Below are 17,730 nucleotides of genomic sequence, written 5' to 3' on the forward strand. Positions count from 1 at the left end.
GGAGTAGCATGCAGTCATCATCCCGTCGGTAGTCTTCATGTCGCTTGCCGTGATTCAGATGGTCAGCCAGGACGATGTGCTGGCCAACCTCGCCGCCGCCCGCCGCCTGCTCGAGCAGGCCGCCGCTGGCGGTGCGCGCCTCGCCGTGCTGCCGGAAAACTTTGCCGCCATGGGCCGGCGTGACCTGGCCGCCCTCGGGCGTGCCGAAGCCGAGGGCCACGGGCCGATCCTGCCCTGGCTGCAACAGACCGCCCGCGATCTGCAGTTGTGGATAGTCGCCGGCACCATTCCCCTACCGCCCGATGACCAGCCGAGTGCCAAGGCCCATGCCTGTTCGCTACTGATCGATGCCCAGGGCCAGCGCGTGGCGCGCTACGACAAGCTGCACCTGTTCGATGTCGATGTGGCCGACAGCCGTGGCCGCTATCGCGAGTCGGACGACTATGCCGGCGGCAGTCAGGTGGTGGTGGCCGATACCCCGATGGGTCGCCTCGGTCTGACGGTCTGCTACGACCTGCGTTTCCCCGAGCTGTACAGTCTTTTGCGGGAAGCGGGCGCTGAGCTGATCAGCGCGCCAGCCGCCTTTACTGCGGTGACGGGCGCGGCGCACTGGCAGGTGCTGCTGCGCGCACGGGCCATCGAGACCCAGTGCTATGTGCTGGCGGCCGGGCAGGGTGGCAGCCATCCGGGTGGCCGCGAGACCTTCGGCCATTCGGCCATCATCGACCCCTGGGGTCGGCCGCTGGCCGAGCAGCCAACGGGCGAAGCGGTCTTGCTGGCCGCGCCGGATGGTGCCGAGCAGGCGCAGATCCGCCAGCGCATGCCGGTGGCCAACCACCGACGATTTTTTGCCCCGGCCGTTCCAGGGCCGGCGCCTACGGAGAAGTTATGAGCGAGACATTGCTATCGGTCAGCCAGCACCTGCTGACCCCCGGCGGCCTGAGCATCGAGCAGTTGCCGAGCATCCTCGGCGAGCTGGCCGGTCCCGGCATCGATGCCGCCGATTTGTATTTCCAGAGCCAGATCTCCGAGAGCTGGGTGCTGGAAGACGGCATCGTCAAGGAAGGCAGCTTCAACCTCGACCAGGGCGTCGGCGTGCGCGCCCAATCCGGCGAGAAAACCGGTTTCGCCTACAGCAATGCGATCACCGCCGATGCCCTCAGCCAGGCCGCCCGTGCGGCGCGCTCGATTTCGCGAGCCGGTCAGCAGGGCAGCGTGCAGGCCTTCAGCAGCCCGCAGGTGACCGCGCTGTATGCGCCGGGTAATCCGTTGGACGTGCTGGGGCGAGCGGAAAAGGTCGAACTGCTCAAGCGTATCGACCAGGCCACCCGCGCCCTCGATCCCCGCATCCAGCAAGTCACCGTCAGCCTCTCTGGCGTCTGGGACCGCATCCTGGTCGCTGCCAGCGATGGCAGCCTGGGCGCGGATATCCGCCCACTGGTGCGCTTCAACGTCAGCGTGATCGTCGAGCAGAACGGCCGCCGCGAGCGCGGCGGCCATGGTGGCGGTGGGCGCACCGACTATCGGTTCTTTCTAGAAAAAGACGGCCTCGGGGAAGACCGAGCCATGGGCTATGCCCGCGAGGCCCTGCGCCAGGCGCTGGTCAACCTCGAAGCGCAGCCCGCTCCGGCCGGTACCTTTCCGGTGGTGATGGGCGCCGGCTGGTCTGGCGTGCTGCTGCACGAGGCGGTGGGTCATGGTCTGGAAGGCGATTTCAACCGCAAGGGCAGTTCGGCCTACAGCGGCAAGGTCGGCGAGAAGGTCGCGTCCAGCCTGTGCACCATCGTCGATGATGGCACCCTGGCCGGCCGTCGCGGCTCGCTCAGCGTCGATGACGAAGGCACGCCAACCCGCTGCACCACGCTGATCGAGAACGGCGTGCTCAAGGGGTACATGCAGGACAAGCTGAATGCCCGCCTGATGGGCGCGGCGCGCACCGGCAACGGTCGCCGCGAATCCTACGCGCACCTGCCGATGCCACGCATGACCAATACCTACATGCTGGCCGGCGAAAGCGACCCGGAAGAAATCATCCGTTCGGTGAAGAAGGGCATCTACTGCGCCAATCTCGGCGGCGGCCAGGTCGACATCACCAGCGGCAAGTTCGTCTTCTCTACCAGCGAGGCCTACCTGATCGAGGACGGCCGGATCACCGCCCCGGTCAAGGGCGCGACCCTGATCGGCAACGGCCCGGAGGCCATGAGCAAGGTGTCGATGGTCGGCAACGACCTGGCCCTGGACAGCGGCGTCGGTACCTGCGGCAAGGACGGTCAGTCGGTGCCGGTGGGCGTCGGCCAGCCGACGCTGAAGATCGATGCGATTACCGTGGGCGGGACAGGCGGCTGAGGAGTGAGCAGGGTTGAGCGCGTAGCAGGCTGTTGAAAAACGTTGGCTAGGCAGCCAGCGCAAGGCAAAAGCAGGCGAAAAAGCGCAGTTTACGAGCTGTAAATGAGCATTTTGAGCCTGTTTTTAACGCCGCGATGGCAACGCAGGTAGATTTTCAACGGCCTGCTAGCGGCCAACCCTGCCGGCAGAGCGGTTTAACGCAGGCCGCGCTGGGTTTCGTCCAGTTCGCGGATGTATTTGAAGATTTTGCGTGCAGCGGCTGGCGGTTTGTTCCGCGCCGCTTCGTGCTGGGCATGACGGATCAGGCCGCGCAGGTGCTGGCGGTCGGCCTCCGGGAATTCGCTGACGAAGCTTTCCAGGGTGGTGTCGTCGCCGCCGATCAGGCGATCACGCCAGCGTTCCAGGGTATGGAAGCGCTCGTTGTATTCGCGGGTGGAGCTGTCGACCTGGTCGATCAGGGCGAGGATGCCGTCGATGTCCTGGTCGCGCATGAGCTTGCCGATGAACTGCACGTGGCGTTTCTTCGCGGCATTGGCCGTGTGCTTCGGCGCTTCGGCCAGGGCCTTGCGCAGACCGTCGGTCAGCGGCAGCTTGGCCTGGATGTCGGGCTTGAGGGTGGTCAGGCGCTGACCAAGCTCCTGCAGGGCATGCAGTTCGCGCTTGATCTGGGTTTTGCTCTTCTCGCCAGAGAAGTCTTCGTCGTATGAATCAGCCATGGGGGCGGTCCGGATGGAAACGCCGCCATGATAGCAGCAAGGGGTGCGGCAAGCCTCAAACCGTAAGCACAGTGCTTGCCGGGTGGGCTGTCAGTTTGCAGTTTTGGAGCGAGTTATGAGTGCAGCAGAAGTGGTGGGCCCGCAGGCGTTGCCGGCCTTGCAGGCGCAGGTCGAACAGATAATCGCCGAGGCCCGGCGCCAGGGTGCCAGTGCCTGTGAAGTGGCGGTGTCGATGGAGCAGGGCTTGTCGACCACGGTGCGCCAGGGCGAGGTGGAAACGGTCGAGTTCAACCGCGACCAGGGTTTCGGCATCACCCTGTACGTCGGCCAGCGCAAGGGCTCGGCCAGTACTTCGGCGAGCGGCGATGCGGCCATCCGCGAAACCGTGGCGGCGGCCCTGGCCATCGCCCAGCATGCCTCCGAGGATGAGTGTGCCGGCCTGGCCGACGCGGCCCTGATGGCCCGCGAGTTTCCCGAGCTCGATCTCTATCATCCCTGGGCGCTGGCGCCCGAGCGCGCCGTCGAGCTCGCCCTGACCTGCGAAGAGGCGGCGTTCGCTGCCGATCCGCGGATCAGCAATGCCGATGGCACCACCCTCAATACCCACCAGGGCTGCCGGGTCTACGGCAACAGCCATGGTTTCGTCGGCGGCTACGCCAGCACCCGCCACAGCCTCAGCTGCGTGATGATCGCCGAAGGCGAAGGGCAGATGCAGCGCGACTACTGGTACGACGTCAATCGCCAGGGCGAGCTGCTGGCCGACCCGGCGCAGATCGGTCGGCATGCCGCCGCGCGTACCGCGGCCCGTCTGGGCGCGCGACCAGTGCCGACTTGCGAGGTGCCGGTGCTGTTCGCCGCCGAGCTGGCCACCGGGCTGTTCGGCAGCTTCCTCGCGGCGATTTCCGGCGGCAACCTGTACCGCAAGTCGTCCTTCCTCGAAGGCACCCTGGGCCAGCAGCTGTTCCCCACCTGGCTCAACCTCGACGAGCGTCCGCATATCCCGCGGGCCATGGGCAGCGCGACGTTCGATGGCGACGGCCTGGCGACCTATGCCAAGCCTTTCGTCGCCGGCGGTGAGCTGGTTTCCTACATCCTCGGCACCTATTCCGGGCGCAAGCTGGGCTTGCCCAGCACGGCCAACTCGGGTGGCGTGCACAACCTGTTTGTCAGCCATGGTGACGAGGACCAGAAAGCCCTGTTGCGCCGCATGGGCCGCGGCCTGCTGGTGACCGAGCTGATGGGACACGGCCTGAACATGGTCACCGGCGACTATTCGCGCGGCGCCGCTGGCTTCTGGGTGGAGAACGGCGAGATCCAGTTCCCGGTGCAGGAAGTGACCATCGCCGGCAATCTGCGTGACATGTTCCGCCAGATAGTCGCGGTCGGTAATGACCTGGAGCTGCGCGGCAATATCCGCACCGGCTCGGTCCTGATCGAGAAGATGACCGTCGCCGGCAGCTAATAACCTGTCTACGATCTGCTGCGCGTCGGCCATACCGCGTTAAAACTGGCTCTAGCTTGTGAGATCGTAAACAGGTTCTAGAACACGCCATGAAAAAGGGGCTGTCCGGTTTTCCGGACAGCCCCTTTTGCTGGGTAGGGCAGGCGGGTTATTCGCCTTCGTCGAACTTGTTGTTGATCAGTTCGATCAGGGCGTTCAACGCGTCGTCATCCTGTTCGCCTTCGCTATACAGGTGCAGGTTGGTGCCCTTGCCAGCCGCGAGCATCATCACGGCCATGATGCTCTTGCCGTCGATCAGACTCTCTGCGCTGCGGCCGACCCGCACCTGACAAGGAAAGCGCGTCGCCACGCCGACGAACTTGGCCGCTGCACGGGCATGCAGGCCGAGTTTGTTGATGATGGTGATTTCGCAGGCAGGCATTGCGTGGGCAGTCCTTAACCCAGGTCGCGGTGGCGGACCTGGACATTCTTCAAGGTGGGTTTGAGCGCTTCGCCCAGGCGATTGGCCAGGTACACGGAGCGATGGTGGCCGCCGGTACAGCCGATGGCGATGGTCACATAGGCGCGGTTGCTGGCGGCGAAACGGGGTAGCCACTTGTGCAGGTAGGCATGGATGTCCTGGTACATCTCCTCGACATCTGGTTGCGCGGCCAGGTACTCGGCAACCGGTGCCTGCAGACCGGACATCTCGCGCAGGTCCGGCTTCCAGTAGGGATTGGGCAGGCAGCGTACGTCGAACACCAGATCGGCATCCACCGGCATGCCACGCTTGAAACCAAAGGATTCGATGAGAAACGCGGTGCCCGGCTCGGGCTTGTTCAGCAGGCGCAGCTTGAGGGTGTCGCGCAGCTGGTAGAGATTGAGATGGGTGGTGTCGATTTTCAGGTCGGCCAGATCGGTGATCGGGCTGAGCAAGGTCTCCTCGTCGCGAATGGCTTCGGCCAGTGCGCGGCTCTCGTTGGTCAGCGGATGGCGGCGGCGGGTCTCGGAGAAGCGCTTGAGCAGGGTTTCCTCGTCGGCATCCAGGTACAGCACGTCGCAGAGGATGTGGCGGGCGCGGACTTCGGCGAGCAGCTCGGGAAAGCGCTTGAGCTGGCTGGGCAGGTTGCGTGCGTCGATGGAGACGGCGACCAGCGGGTGCAGCAGTTCGGTTTCCAGCAGCGCCCGTTCGGCCAACTCGGGCAACAGGCCGGCCGGCAGGTTGTCGATGCAGTAGAAGCCGTTGTCCTCCAGTACATCGAGAGCGGTGCTCTTGCCCGAGCCGGAGCGGCCGCTGACGATGATCAGGCGCATGACACTTTCCTACCCTGGCCTACTGGCCGTTCTGCACGTCGACGACTACTTGGTAGAGGCTCTCACTGCTTTGCGCCTGACGCAGGCGCTCGCGCACGTCGGCGCGGTCGAGCATGCTGGCGATCTGCCGGAGCAGCTCCAGGTGCTCGTCGGTCGCCGCTTCCGGTACCAGCAGGACGAACAGCAGGTCCACCGGGGCGCCGTCGATGGCGTCGAAATCCACTGCCGCATCCAGGCGCAGTACGGCGCTGATCGGCGCTGCGCAGCCGGGCAAGCGGCAGTGAGGAATGGCGATGCCGTTGCCGAACCCGGTGGAACCGAGCTTTTCACGGGCAATCAGGCTTTCAAAAATGTCCTGGCCATCGAGGTCGGGCAATTCGCGCGCGACCAGGTTGGCAATCTGTTCCAGAACGCGTTTTTTGCTGCCGCCGGGCACGTTCACCAGGGAACGGCCGGCGGTCAGGATATTTTCAAGTCGGATCATGTGTGGGGGATATCAGCGGGCTGTCGCGCCTTGCAGGCGGTTGAGCTGCTTTTCCTTGTGTTTGATCAGTTGGCGGTCAAGTTTGTCGGCGAGCAGATCGATCGCCGCATACATGTCTTCGTGCTCTGCGTTGGCGACGATTTCACCGCCAGCAATGTGCAGGGTGGCTTCGATTTTCTGCTTGAGTTTCTCGACCTCCATGATCACCTGCACATTGGTGATCTTGTCGAAATGGCGCTCCAGTCGGCTGAGTTTTTCGCCGATGTAGTCGCGCAGGGCGTCGGTCACATCCAGTTGGTGTCCACTGATGTTGACTTGCATACCACTTCTCCTTGTTGCCGTGTGTAAGAGACAGGCTAGCGGGCCTGCCACCGTAACACTTTGGCTTGAGAAGGCTTTTGCAGAACTGTCCTGTGCTTCCCCCTCGGGGCAGGGCGCCTGGCGCGCATGCAGTTTTGCAAAAGCCTTCCCTCAGTGCCGCATCACATCGGTCGCTGGCGCAGGCCTCAGACACTGCGCGCTACATCAACCGCTTGCGTTCGCTCGAAGGCGCTATCCCGAGGGATTCGCGGTATTTGGCGACGGTGCGACGGGCTACCTGAATGCCCTGTTCTTCCAGTAAACCAGCGATCTTGCTGTCACTCAACGGCTTTTTCGCGTTTTCCGCTGCGACCAGTTTTTTGATGATGGCACGGATCGCCGTCGACGAGCATTCGCCACCTTCAGAGGTGCTGACGTGGCTGGAGAAGAAGTATTTCAGCTCGTAAATGCCACGCGGGGTGTGCATGAATTTCTGCGTGGTAACGCGCGAGATGGTCGATTCGTGCATGCCCACCGCTTCGGCGATGTCATGCAGGACCAGCGGTTTCATCGCTTCGTCGCCGTATTCGAGGAAGCCGCGCTGATGCTCGACGATCTGCGTGGCGACCTTCATCAGCGTCTCGTTACGGCTCTGCAGGCTCTTGATGAACCAGCGCGCTTCCTGCAGCTGGTTGCGCATGAAGGTGTTGTCGGCGCTGGAGTCGGCGCGTTTGACGAAGCCGGCGTACTGGGCGTTGACGCGCAGGCGCGGCACCGCTTCCTGATTCAGCTCCACCAGCCAGCGCTCGTTGTGCTTGCGTACCAGGACGTCGGGGATCACGTATTCCGGCTCGCTGGCTTCGATCTGCGAGCCGGGACGTGGATTGAGGCTCTGGATCAGCTCGATGATCTGGCGCAGATCGTCTTCCTTGAGCTTCATACGCCGCATCAGCTGGCTGTAGTCACGGCTGCCAAGCAGGTCGAGGTGGTCGCCGACCAGGCGCTGGGCTTCGCTCAGCCAGGGGGCGCTGGCCGGCAGCTGACGCAGTTGCAGAAGCAGGCATTCGCGCAGGTCACGGGCGCCGACGCCGGCCGGGTCGAAGTTCTGGATGCGGTGTAGCACGGCTTCGACTTCGTCGAGCTCGACGTCCATTTCCGGGTCGAAGGCCTCGACGATTTCCTCGAGCGACTCTTCCAGGTAGCCCTGATTGTTGATGCAGTCGATCAGGGTCACGGCGATCAGGCGGTCGGTGTCCGACATCGGCGCCAGGTTGAGCTGCCACAGCAGGTGGGTCTGCAGGCTTTCGCCGGCCGAGGTGCGGGTGGTGAAGTCCCACTCGTCATCGTCGTTGCTTGGCAGGCTGCTGGCGCTGGTCTGGTAGACGTCTTCCCAGGCGGTGTCGACCGGCAGTTCGTTGGGAATGCGTTCGTTCCACTCGCCGTCCTCGATGGAGTCGGCGGGGGTGCTGTTGGTTTCCTGGTAGGTGTCCTGCTGCTGTTTGGACTGGGCGTTCTGCTCTTCGCCGTCGGCCAGCGGATCGCTGTTGTCGAAGTCTTCGCCTTCTTCCTGGCGTTCCAGCATGGGGTTGGATTCCAGGGCCTCCTGGATTTCCTGTTGCAGGTCCAGGGTGGAAAGCTGGAGTAGACGAATGGCTTGTTGCAGCTGCGGTGTCATCGTCAGCTGCTGGCCCATCTTGAGGACTAGCGAAGGTTTCATGGCAGGAAGCTTTGCACCTTATTTGCCGGCGCGGGTGCGCCATTCACTACAGGGCGCCGGGGCGCCGCCAATAAGCAAATTATATGCCTGAATCTGGCGGCTTTGCCTAGGCTTGACAACATCCATGTAGTGCGGCGGCGCCTGCGTCAGCAGGCTGTTGAAAAACTACCTGCGTTGCCGTGGCGTTGTTGAAAACCGGTTCAGAGTGCTCATTTACTATTCGTAAACTGCGCCTCTTCGCCGCTCTTCGCCTAGCCTAGGCTGCTTCGCCGACGTTTTTCAAAAGCCTGTTACAGGCGGAACTCGTGCCCGAGGTAGACCTCTTTCACCAGCTGGTTGGCCAGGATGCTCTCGGCATCGCCTTCGGCGATCAGTTGGCCGTCATTGACAATGTAGGCGGTCTCGCAGATATCGAGGGTCTCGCGCACGTTGTGGTCGGTGATCAGCACACCAATGCCCTTGGCCTTGAGGTGGTAAATGATCTGCTTGATATCGCCGACCGAGATCGGGTCGACACCGGCGAAGGGTTCATCCAACAGAATGAATTTCGGCTCGGTGGCCAGGGCGCGGGCGATTTCCACGCGGCGGCGCTCGCCACCGGACAGGCTCATGCCGAGGTTGTCGCGGATGTGGTTGATGTGGAACTCCTGCAGCAGGGTCTCCAGCGCGGCGTGGCGGCCTGCGCGGTCGAGGTCCTTGCGGGTTTCCAGGATGGCCATGATGTTGTCGGCCACCGACAGCTTGCGGAAGATCGAGGCTTCCTGCGGCAGGTAGCCGATACCGACGCGCGCGCGGCCGTGCATGGGCTGGTGGCTGACGTCGAGGTTGTCGATCAGCACGCGGCCCTGGTCGGCCTGTACCAGGCCGACGATCATGTAGAAACAGGTGGTCTTGCCGGCGCCGTTGGGGCCGAGCAGGCCGACGATCTGGCCGCTGTCGATGGACAGGCTGACGTCACGGACGACCTGGCGGCCCTTATAGCTCTTGGCCAGGTGCTGGGCTTTGAGGGTCGCCATTACTGCGCTTGCTCCGGCTGGTCGGTTTTCTTGCGCGGCTGGATGACCATGTCGATACGTGGGCGCGGCGTGCTCAGGGCGGTGCCGTTGGCGCGACCGGCGTTGACGATCTGGCGCTGGGTGTCATAGACGATCTTCTCGCCTTCGAAGGTATTGCCTTCCTGAATCACCTTGGCCTGATCGATTAGCACGATGCGCTCGTTGCTGGCGAAGTACTGGATGGTCAGGCCGTAGGCCTTGACGATTTCCTTTTCTGCCGAAGGCTTCTGCTCGTAGTAGGCAGGCTTGCCCACCGAGGTGAAGACTTCGACTTCGCCATTGGCATCCTGGGTGATGGTCACGGTGTCGCCGGTGATCTTCAGGGTGCCCTGAGTGATCACTACGCCGCCGCGGTACACGGCCACGCCTTGCTTGTCGTCCAGCTCGGCGCTGTCGGCTTGCACCCGGATCGGCTGCTCGCGGTCGCTCGGCAGGGCCCAGGAGCTGGCGCTTCCGAGCGCGGCACCGAGGCTGATGAACAATAGGGGGAGTGTTTTAACGAGCCTCATGCTGGCCTCTTACGTTGGACAGCAGGAGGATCCGGCCGTCATTCATGTACGCTTTCATTCCTTGCGCCGTGGTCACCCCATTGGCGGCCTCGATTCTAACGGCTTGCTGGGTTTGCGCATATTCCTTGTCAGGAAATACGGTCATCCGGCTGCTGGTGATCACCGTCGGGCGGCCCTTGGCGTCGGTCCGTGCGACGCGCACGGCATCGATCAGCTCGACTTCCTTGCCCTCTGGCGCGACCTCGCCACGCTCACTCTGCACGTGCCAGGGATAGGCACTGCCGCGATACAGCTGCAGGTCGGGCTTGTTCAGCAGGGTGATGTCGCTGGCCTTGAGGTGCTCCAGCTTGTCGGCGGTCATCTCGTAGTGCAGTTGGCCGTCTTCCTGGTACTGCAGGGTGCGGGCGTTGACCACGTAGAAGTCGATGGCATTGTCGGTTTCAGCTGTCGAAGGCTTGTCCAGAAAGCTTTCCGGACGGATGTTCCAATAGCCGACTGCGCCCAGCAGGGCGGCAATCAGGCTGTAGATCAGAGGTTGTCGCAGTTTGCCGAGCATGCTTGATCCTAGAGGTAGGCGGCTTGGGCGGCGTCGAGGCTGCCCTGGGCGCGCATGATCAGTTCACAGAATTCGCGGGCGGCACCTTCGCCACCGCGCGCCGCGGTGACGCCATGGGCGTGCTGGCGGACAAAGTCGTCGGCGCTGGCCACGGCCATGCCCAGGCCGACCCGACGGATCACCGGCAGGTCTGGCAGGTCATCGCCCAGGTAGGCGACTTGTTCGTAGCTTAGACCGAGCTCGCCGAGCAGTTCGTCCAGCACGACCAGCTTGTCTTCGCGGCCCTGGTACAGGTGCTGGATACCCAGGTTCTGCGCGCGACGCTCGACCACCGGAGTCTTGCGTCCGCTGATGATGGCGGTGCGCACCCCGGAGTTGATCAGCATCTTGATGCCGTGGCCGTCGAGGGTGTTGAAAGTCTTGAATTCGCTGCCGTCGACCAGGAAATACAGCTTGCCGTCAGTCAGCACGCCGTCGACATCGAAGATGGCCAGTTTGATCGGCTTGGCGCGTTGCAGCAGTTCACTGTTCATTTACATCACTCCGGCGCGCAGCAGGTCGTGCATGTTGAGGGCGCCGACGGGCTGATCCTCGTCGTCCACCACTACCAGCGCGTTGATCTTGTGGTCTTCCATGATTTTCAGGGCTTCGGCTGCGAGCATGTCGGCGCGGGCGGTCTTGCCGTGCACGGTCATCACGCTATCGATGCTGGCATCGCGCACGTCGATACCTTTGTCCAGGGTGCGGCGCAAGTCGCCGTCGGTGAAGATCCCGGCCAACTTGCCATCGCTTTCGACCACTACCGTCATGCCCAGGCCCTTGCGGGTCATTTCCAGCAAGGCGTCGCGCAGGCTGGTACCGCGCTGCACCAGGGGCAGGCGGGCACCGCTGTGCATGACGTTCTCCACCTTGAGCAGCAGGCGTCGACCGAGTGCGCCGCCGGGATGGGAGAAGGCGAAGTCTTCGGCGGTAAAGCCGCGGGCTTCCAGCAGGGCGATGGCCAGGGCGTCGCCGAGCACCAGGGATACGGTGGTGGAGGAGGTCGGCGCCAGGTTCAGTGGGCAGGCTTCCTGGGCCACCTGGGCATCCAGGTTGACTTCCGCAGCCTTGGCCAGCGGCGATTCCGGGTTGCCGGTCATGCTGATCAGGGTGATGCCGAGGCGCTTGATCAGCGGCAGCAGGGTAACGATTTCGGCAGTCGAGCCGGAGTTGGACAGCGCCAGCACCACGTCGTCACGGGTGATCATGCCCATGTCGCCATGGCTGGCTTCGGCCGGGTGGACGAAAAAAGCCGGAGTGCCGGTGCTGGCCAGGGTGGCGGCGATCTTGTTGCCGACGTGCCCGGACTTGCCCATGCCGACCACAACGATGCGGCCTTTGCAGGCCAGCATCAACTCACAGGCGTGCACGAAATCGCCGTTGACGCGGTTGAGCAAGGCCTCGATGGCTTCGAGTTCGAGGCGCATGGTGCGTTGGGCGGATTGGATCAGATCGCTGGACTGGCTCATGACGATTTCACGACGGTCGGCAGAAAAGTCGGCGATTATAGCGGGAAAGCCGCTTCGCCTCACCCCTGGCGGATGTTGGCTGGGTGATACAGCGCTTAAATTGCTTGAAAACATTGCGCAACCTTGGGCGCGTAAGGCTTGGGTGATATATTGCGCGCCCTGTTCGGCCTGCCTGCGCTATCGGGTGTCCTCGCTCGGGAATGCCGCGTCTGTTCAGGGATGACCGTCTCACAAGGAGTTTGGATGAGCGCCGATAATGCCTACGCTGTCGAGTTGAAGGGCCTGACCTTCAGGCGCGGCGCACGCACCATCTTTGACAATGTCGATATCTGCATTCCGCGCGGCAAGGTCACCGGCATCATGGGTCCTTCCGGCTGCGGCAAGACGACCTTGTTACGTCTGATTGCTGCTCAGCTCAAGCCGTCCAGCGGCGAGGTGTGGGTCAACGGGCAGAACCTGCCGACGCTGTCGCGCAGCGACCTGTTCGATATGCGCAAGCAGTTCGGTGTGCTGTTCCAGAGCGGTGCCTTGTTTACCGACCTCGATGTGTTCGAGAACGTCGCCTTTCCGTTGCGGGTACATACCCAGCTGTCCGACGAGATGATTCGCGACATCGTGCTGCTGAAGCTGCAGGCCGTGGGGCTGCGCGGCGCCATCGAGCTGATGCCGGATGAATTGTCGGGCGGCATGAAGCGTCGCGTGGCGCTGGCCCGGGCGATTGCCCTGGACCCGCAGATTCTGATGTACGACGAGCCGTTCGTCGGCCAGGACCCGATCGCCATGGGCGTGTTGGTGCGCCTGATCCGCCTGCTCAACGACGCCCTGGGTATCACCAGTATCGTGGTTTCCCATGACCTCGCCGAAACCGCCAGCATTGCCGACTACCTCTATGTGGTGGGCGATGGTCAGGTGCTGGGGCAGGGCACTCCCGATGAGCTGATGAACTCGGATAACCCGCGCATCCAGCAGTTCATGAAAGGGATTCCGGATGGTCCGGTGCCTTTCCATTATCCGGCGCCAGATTATCTTGACGATTTATTGGGGGCGCGTTGATGCGTAAGTCTTCGCCACTCGAGCGCATCCGCCTGCTGGGCCGCTCCGGAATCGATGTGGTCCAGGCCCTGGGCCGCTCGTCACTGTTCTTGCTCAGTTCGTTGTTCGGCCGCAGTGGCCTGAGTAATGGCGGCCAGTTGCTGATCCGTCAGCTGTATTTTGTCGGTGTACTGTCGTTGCCGATCATCGTGGTGGCCGGCCTGTTTATCGGCATGGTGCTGGCGCTGCAGGGCTTCAATATCCTCAGCAGCTATGGCTCCGAGCAGGCGGTCGGGCAGATGGTCGCCCTGACCCTGCTGCGTGAGCTGGGGCCGGTGGTGACCGGCTTGCTGTTTGCCGGGCGTGCCGGTTCGGCGCTGACCGCCGAAATCGGCAACATGAAGTCCACCGAGCAGCTGTCCAGCCTGGAAATGATCGGTGTCGACCCGCTCAAGTACATCATTGCCCCGCGCCTGTGGGCCGGCTTCATCTCCATGCCGCTGCTGGCCACTATCTTCAGTGTGGTGGGCATCTGGGGCGGGGCGATGGTCGCGGTCGACTGGCTGGGGGTCTACGAAGGCTCGTTCTGGTCGAACATGCAGAACAGCGTGCAATTCACCGAAGATGTGCTCAATGGTGTGATCAAGAGCATCGTATTTGCATTCGTGGTGACCTGGATCGCCGTGTTCCAGGGCTATGACTGCGAACCCACCTCGGAAGGCATCAGCAGTGCCACCACCAAAACCGTGGTGTATGCCTCCCTGGCTGTGCTCGGCCTCGACTTTATTCTGACCGCCCTGATGTTTGGAGATCTCTGATGCAAAGCCGCTCCCTGGAAATCGGCGTCGGCCTGTTCCTGCTGGCTGGATTGCTGGCCCTGTTGCTGTTGGCCCTGCGTGTCAGCGGCCTGTCGGCAGCGAGTTCGGGCGATACCTATAAGCTCTATGCGCACTTCGACAATATTGCCGGGCTGACGGTCCGGGCCAAGGTGACCATGGCCGGCGTGACCATTGGCAAGGTCACCGCCATCGACCTCGATCACGACAGCTACACCGGTCGGGTGACCATGGAAGTGGAAAAGCGCGTAGACAACCTGCCGGTTGATTCCACGGCCTCGATTCTCACGGCCGGCCTGCTCGGCGAGAAATACATCGGCATCAGCGTCGGTGGTGAGGAAGATGTACTGACGGCCGATAGTGTTATCCATGACACCCAGTCATCGCTGGTGCTAGAAGACCTGATCGGCAAGTTCCTGATCAATTCGGTGAATAAAGAGAGCAAATGAGGAATTTCACCATGCTGAAGATTCTGCGTAATGGCCTGTTGGTGGTGTTGGCCGCCCTGCCGTTGCTGGCCCAGGCGGCCCCCAGTGCCCATGACGTGGTGCAGCAGACCACCGATCAATTGATCGGCGACCTGAAAGCCAACAAGGCGGCTTACAAGGAGACCCCCCAGGATTTCTATGATGCGCTGAATCGCATCCTCGGCCCGGTGGTGGACAGCGAAGGCATTTCGCGCAGCATCATGACCGTCAAATATTCGCGCAAGGCCAGCCCCGAGCAGTTGCAGCGCTTCGAAGACAACTTCAAGCGCAGCCTGATGCAGTTCTATGGCAATGCTCTGCTCGAGTACGACAATCAGGACATTCGTGTGCTGCCGGCCAAGGCCGAGGGCGCCGATCGTGCCAGCGTTGGCATGGAAGTCAGCGACAGCAAGGGCACCGTCTACCCGGTGTCCTACACCATGGTGCAGATTGACGGCCAGTGGATGCTGCGCAACGTGATCATCAACGGTATCAACATCGGCAAGCTGTTCCGTGACCAGTTCGCTGACAGCATGCAGCGCAATGGCAACGACCTCGACAAGACCATCGACGGCTGGGCCGACGTAGTGGCCAAGGCCAAGGACAGCGCCACCGGTCAGCAGGCAAACGGGCAATGAGCGACGGCGCCATTCGCCAGGCCGCCACTGGCGAGCTGCAGCTCGTCGGCGTGCTCGACTATCGCACCGGGCCAGCCTTGCGCGAGGCCGGGCGCCAGTTGATCCAGGCCAGCACGCAAGCGAGCCTGGTGCTGGACTGCGCGCTGGTGGAGAAGTCCAGCAGCGTTGGTTTGTCGCTGCTCTTGGCCTTTCTGCGCGATGCCAAGGCCGCAAACAAGCCACTGAGCATTCGCCGACTTCCCGCTGATATGCTGGAAATCGCCAAGGTTTCCGGCCTGCTCGAAGTGCTCGCGCCGCAGGCTTGAGCGGTCAGGAGCCTGTTGGCGCGCCCTGACTGACGAGCGCGTAAGCAGGCTACAAGGCCCTCCGTCAGCGATCCGGGTATCCGGGCTTCGCAGGCGGGGGGCTTTTTTGTATCATGGCCGGCCCGCGAGCCTTGGCCCGCCACTGATTTCTTATGCGCCGATCGAGGTTGAGCATGCAGGCCGTCGAAGTAAAAAGCCTCCTGGAAGCCAAAATGCCGGACACCCGTATCGAGGTGGAAGGCGAGGGCTGCAATTTCCAGCTGAACCTGATCAGCGATGAGCTGGCCGCCCTCAGCCCGGTCAAGCGCCAGCAACAAGTCTATGCCCACCTCAATGCCTGGATCGCCGATGGCAGTATTCACGCAGTGACCATGAAATTCTTCAGCCAGGCCGCTTGGGCCGAGCGCTCCTGAGCCTGCGGGCAGCGAGATAGCAATGGATAAACTGATTATTACCGGCGGTATCCGCCTCGATGGCGAAATCCGCATTTCCGGTGCGAAGAACTCGGCCCTGCCGATCCTCGCCGCCACCCTGCTGGCCGACACCCCGGTCACCGTGTGCAACCTGCCGCACCTGCACGACATCACCACCATGATCGAGCTGTTCGGGCGCATGGGCGTGCAGCCGGTGATCGACGAGAAGCTCAGCGTCGAAGTCGACGCCAGCAGCATCAAGACCCTGGTCGCGCCGTATGAGCTGGTGAAGACCATGCGCGCCTCGATCCTCGTGCTCGGTCCGATGGTCGCCCGTTTCGGCGAAGCCGAAGTGGCGCTGCCCGGCGGTTGCGCCATCGGTTCGCGTCCGGTCGACCTGCACATCCGCGGTCTGGAAGCCATGGGCGCGAAGATCGACGTCGAAGGCGGCTACATCAAGGCCAAGGCGCCGGAAGGCGGCCTGCGTGGCGCGCACTTCTTCTTCGATATCGTCAGCGTGACCGGTACCGAGAACATCATGATGGCCGCCGCCCTGGCGCGCGGTCGCACTGTCCTGGAAAACGCCGCGCGTGAGCCGGAAGTGGTCGACCTGGCCAACTTCATCAATGCCATGGGCGGCAAGGTCAGCGGTGCCGGTACCGACACCATCACCATCGACGGCGTCGAGCGCCTCGGTGGCGGTCGCTACAGCGTGATGCCCGACCGTATCGAAACCGGCACCTATCTGGTGGCTGCCGCCGCCACCGGTGGCCGGATCAAGCTGAAAGACACCGATCCGACCATCCTCGAGGCGGTACTCTCCAAGCTGCAGGAAGCGGGCGCCGAGATCACCACCGGCAAGGACTGGATCGAGCTGGACATGAAGGGCAAGCGGCCGAAAGCCGTCAACCTGCGCACCGCGCCGTACCCGGCCTTCCCGACCGACATGCAGGCCCAGTTCATCTCCCTCAACGCGATTGCCGAGGGCACCGGTACCGTTATCGAGACCGTGTTCGAGAACCGCTTCATGCACGTCTACGAGATGAACCGCATGGGCGCGCAGATCCTGGTCGAAGGCAACACCGCCATCGTTACCGGCGTGCCGCAACTCAAGGGTGCCCCGGTGATGGCCACCGACCTGCGTGCATCGGCCAGCCTGGTGATCGCCGCCCTGGTTGCCGAAGGCGAGACCCTGATCGACCGCATCTACCACATCGACCGTGGCTATGAGTGCATCGAGGAAAAACTGCAGCTGCTCGGCGCCAAGATCCGCCGCGTACCAGGCTAGGTTGGCGCTGCGCGTAGCCCAACCACCAGCCCGCAAGGGCTGGCGCCTGTTCTAAGGAAATTGCGTAATGCTGACCATCGCCCTGTCCAAAGGCCGCATTCTCGATGACACCCTGCCGTTGCTGGCCGAAGCCGGCATCGTGCCCACCGAGAATCCGGAAAAGAGCCGCAAGCTGATCATCCCGACTACCCAGGATGATGTGCAGCTGCTGATCGTGCGTGCCACCGACGTGCCGACCTATGTCGAGCATGGCGCGGCCGACATCGGCGTGGCCGGCAAGGACGTTCTGCTCGAGTACGGCGGTGAGCTGTACGAACCGCTGGACCTGCAGATCGCCAAGTGCAAGCTGATGACCGCCGGCAAGGTTGGCGCGCCGGAGCCGAAAGGTCGCCTGCGCGTGGCCACCAAGTTCGTCAACGTGGCCAAGCGTTACTACGCCGAGCAGGGCCGCCAGGTCGAAGTGATCAAGCTGTACGGCTCCATGGAGCTGGCACCGCTGGTCGGTCTGGCCGACAAGATCATCGACGTGGTCGACACCGGCAACACCCTGCGTGCCAACGGCCTGGAGGCCCAGGAACTGATCGCCACAATCAGCTCGCGGCTGATCGTCAACAAGGCCTCGATGAAGATGCAGCACAGCCGCATCCAGGCGCTGATCGATACCCTGCGCGCCGCCGTCGAATCGCGACACCCCAGCTAATACCCTTGCGCGACATTGCGTCGCGCCCGCCTATCCGTGTCATAGCCAGAATTCTCAGGTGCCCGCGCGGAGCGGCTGGTACCCTACGGGCGCCCGAGCATTTGC

General features: G+C 62.9%; 22 protein-coding genes. 11 read left to right on the top strand and 11 right to left on the bottom strand.

The window, feature by feature from the left end:
* Nucleotides 1-37: 37 nt before the first annotated feature.
* Together HNE05_RS04105 and tldD are read left to right on the top strand one after the other, a co-directional pair.
* Nucleotides 38-892, top strand: coding sequence for a carbon-nitrogen hydrolase family protein (locus HNE05_RS04105; RefSeq protein WP_173203615.1), 855 nt, complete (start codon nucleotides 38-40; stop codon nucleotides 890-892).
* Entirely contained in the window at nucleotides 889-2,346 is a 1,458-nt protein-coding gene (tldD, locus tag HNE05_RS04110) for a metalloprotease TldD (protein ID WP_173203617.1), read from the top strand. Before HNE05_RS04105 ends, tldD begins: the two co-directional genes overlap by 4 nt.
* Nucleotides 2,347-2,540: 194 nt before the next feature.
* Here tldD and yjgA read toward each other — a convergent pair whose 3' ends face one another.
* Entirely contained in the window at nucleotides 2,541-3,062 is a 522-nt protein-coding gene (yjgA, locus tag HNE05_RS04115; RefSeq protein WP_173203619.1) for a ribosome biogenesis factor YjgA, read from the bottom strand.
* A 115-nt stretch (nucleotides 3,063-3,177) separates the two neighbouring features.
* On the opposite strand from yjgA, the gene pmbA reads away from it, so the two are divergent.
* Nucleotides 3,178-4,524: a metalloprotease PmbA gene (pmbA, locus tag HNE05_RS04120; protein WP_173203621.1), complete on the top strand. Its 1,347-nt coding sequence runs from the start codon at nucleotides 3,178-3,180 to the stop codon at nucleotides 4,522-4,524.
* 148 nt (nucleotides 4,525-4,672) lie between these two features.
* On the opposite strand, the gene HNE05_RS04125 is transcribed toward pmbA, so the two are convergent.
* From HNE05_RS04125 to HNE05_RS04170, 10 genes are all read right to left on the bottom strand, one after another.
* The gene (locus HNE05_RS04125; RefSeq protein WP_173203623.1) at nucleotides 4,673-4,945 is read right to left on the bottom strand and encodes an HPr family phosphocarrier protein; all 273 of its coding nucleotides are present in this window, start codon (nucleotides 4,943-4,945) and stop codon (nucleotides 4,673-4,675) included.
* A 14-nt stretch (nucleotides 4,946-4,959) separates the two neighbouring features.
* Nucleotides 4,960-5,817, bottom strand: a complete 858-nt coding sequence (gene rapZ / locus HNE05_RS04130; RefSeq protein WP_173203625.1) for an RNase adapter RapZ — start codon at nucleotides 5,815-5,817, stop codon at nucleotides 4,960-4,962.
* Between the two features lie 19 nt (nucleotides 5,818-5,836).
* On the bottom strand, nucleotides 5,837-6,301 hold the full coding sequence (gene ptsN, locus HNE05_RS04135; RefSeq protein ID WP_173203627.1) for a PTS IIA-like nitrogen regulatory protein PtsN: 465 nt from the start codon (nucleotides 6,299-6,301) through the stop codon (nucleotides 5,837-5,839).
* Nucleotides 6,302-6,313: 12 nt separating this feature from the next.
* A complete protein-coding gene (gene hpf / locus HNE05_RS04140) occupies nucleotides 6,314-6,622 on the bottom strand; it encodes a ribosome hibernation-promoting factor, HPF/YfiA family (RefSeq protein ID WP_173203629.1) in 309 nt (102 codons plus the stop codon).
* A gap of 199 nt (nucleotides 6,623-6,821) precedes the next feature.
* A complete protein-coding gene (locus HNE05_RS04145) occupies nucleotides 6,822-8,318 on the bottom strand; it encodes an RNA polymerase factor sigma-54 (protein WP_173203631.1) in 1,497 nt (498 codons plus the stop codon).
* A 290-nt stretch (nucleotides 8,319-8,608) separates the two neighbouring features.
* Nucleotides 8,609-9,334 carry an LPS export ABC transporter ATP-binding protein gene (gene lptB / locus HNE05_RS04150; RefSeq protein ID WP_173203633.1) on the bottom strand — a complete coding sequence of 242 codons (726 nt, stop codon included), beginning with the start codon at nucleotides 9,332-9,334 and terminating at the stop codon, nucleotides 8,609-8,611.
* The gene (gene lptA / locus HNE05_RS04155) at nucleotides 9,334-9,882 is read right to left on the bottom strand and encodes a lipopolysaccharide transport periplasmic protein LptA (RefSeq protein WP_173203635.1); all 549 of its coding nucleotides are present in this window, start codon (nucleotides 9,880-9,882) and stop codon (nucleotides 9,334-9,336) included. The genes lptB and lptA overlap by 1 nt, the downstream gene beginning before the upstream one ends.
* Complete coding sequence (lptC, locus tag HNE05_RS04160; RefSeq protein WP_173203637.1) at nucleotides 9,869-10,438, bottom strand: LPS export ABC transporter periplasmic protein LptC; 570 nt, start codon at nucleotides 10,436-10,438, stop codon at nucleotides 9,869-9,871. The genes lptA and lptC overlap by 14 nt, the downstream gene beginning before the upstream one ends.
* 8 nt (nucleotides 10,439-10,446) lie before the next feature.
* Nucleotides 10,447-10,971, bottom strand: coding sequence for a KdsC family phosphatase (locus HNE05_RS04165; protein ID WP_173203639.1), 525 nt, complete (start codon nucleotides 10,969-10,971; stop codon nucleotides 10,447-10,449).
* Complete coding sequence (locus HNE05_RS04170) at nucleotides 10,972-11,946, bottom strand: KpsF/GutQ family sugar-phosphate isomerase (protein ID WP_420826985.1); 975 nt, start codon at nucleotides 11,944-11,946, stop codon at nucleotides 10,972-10,974.
* 243 nt (nucleotides 11,947-12,189) lie between these two features.
* On the opposite strand from HNE05_RS04170, the gene HNE05_RS04175 reads away from it, so the two are divergent.
* The 8 genes from HNE05_RS04175 to hisG all read left to right on the top strand — a co-directional run bounded on the left by HNE05_RS04175 (nucleotide 12,190) and on the right by hisG (nucleotide 17,625).
* Nucleotides 12,190-12,999 (top strand): ATP-binding cassette domain-containing protein, encoded by an 810-nt coding sequence (locus HNE05_RS04175; RefSeq protein WP_173203641.1) that lies wholly within the window; start codon nucleotides 12,190-12,192, stop codon nucleotides 12,997-12,999.
* The gene (gene mlaE, locus HNE05_RS04180; RefSeq protein ID WP_173203643.1) at nucleotides 12,999-13,796 is read left to right on the top strand and encodes a lipid asymmetry maintenance ABC transporter permease subunit MlaE; all 798 of its coding nucleotides are present in this window, start codon (nucleotides 12,999-13,001) and stop codon (nucleotides 13,794-13,796) included. Before HNE05_RS04175 ends, mlaE begins: the two co-directional genes overlap by 1 nt.
* Nucleotides 13,796-14,263 (top strand): outer membrane lipid asymmetry maintenance protein MlaD, encoded by a 468-nt coding sequence (mlaD, locus tag HNE05_RS04185; RefSeq protein ID WP_173203645.1) that lies wholly within the window; start codon nucleotides 13,796-13,798, stop codon nucleotides 14,261-14,263. Before mlaE ends, mlaD begins: the two co-directional genes overlap by 1 nt.
* An 11-nt stretch (nucleotides 14,264-14,274) precedes the next feature.
* Complete coding sequence (locus tag HNE05_RS04190) at nucleotides 14,275-14,919, top strand: MlaC/ttg2D family ABC transporter substrate-binding protein (RefSeq protein WP_173203647.1); 645 nt, start codon at nucleotides 14,275-14,277, stop codon at nucleotides 14,917-14,919.
* A complete protein-coding gene (locus HNE05_RS04195; RefSeq protein ID WP_173203649.1) occupies nucleotides 14,916-15,224 on the top strand; it encodes an STAS domain-containing protein in 309 nt (102 codons plus the stop codon). The genes HNE05_RS04190 and HNE05_RS04195 overlap by 4 nt, the downstream gene beginning before the upstream one ends.
* 173 nt (nucleotides 15,225-15,397) lie before the next feature.
* Nucleotides 15,398-15,637 (top strand): BolA family protein, encoded by a 240-nt coding sequence (locus tag HNE05_RS04200; protein ID WP_173203651.1) that lies wholly within the window; start codon nucleotides 15,398-15,400, stop codon nucleotides 15,635-15,637.
* A gap of 22 nt (nucleotides 15,638-15,659) precedes the next feature.
* Nucleotides 15,660-16,925 carry a UDP-N-acetylglucosamine 1-carboxyvinyltransferase gene (gene murA, locus HNE05_RS04205; protein WP_173203654.1) on the top strand — a complete coding sequence of 422 codons (1,266 nt, stop codon included), beginning with the start codon at nucleotides 15,660-15,662 and terminating at the stop codon, nucleotides 16,923-16,925.
* Between the two features lie 67 nt (nucleotides 16,926-16,992).
* Nucleotides 16,993-17,625 carry an ATP phosphoribosyltransferase gene (gene hisG / locus HNE05_RS04210; RefSeq protein ID WP_173203656.1) on the top strand — a complete coding sequence of 211 codons (633 nt, stop codon included), beginning with the start codon at nucleotides 16,993-16,995 and terminating at the stop codon, nucleotides 17,623-17,625.
* Nucleotides 17,626-17,730: the final 105 nt, after the last annotated feature.

The organism is Pseudomonas campi (assembly GCF_013200955.2).
GTDB lineage: Bacteria > Pseudomonadota > Gammaproteobacteria > Pseudomonadales > Pseudomonadaceae > Aquipseudomonas > Aquipseudomonas campi.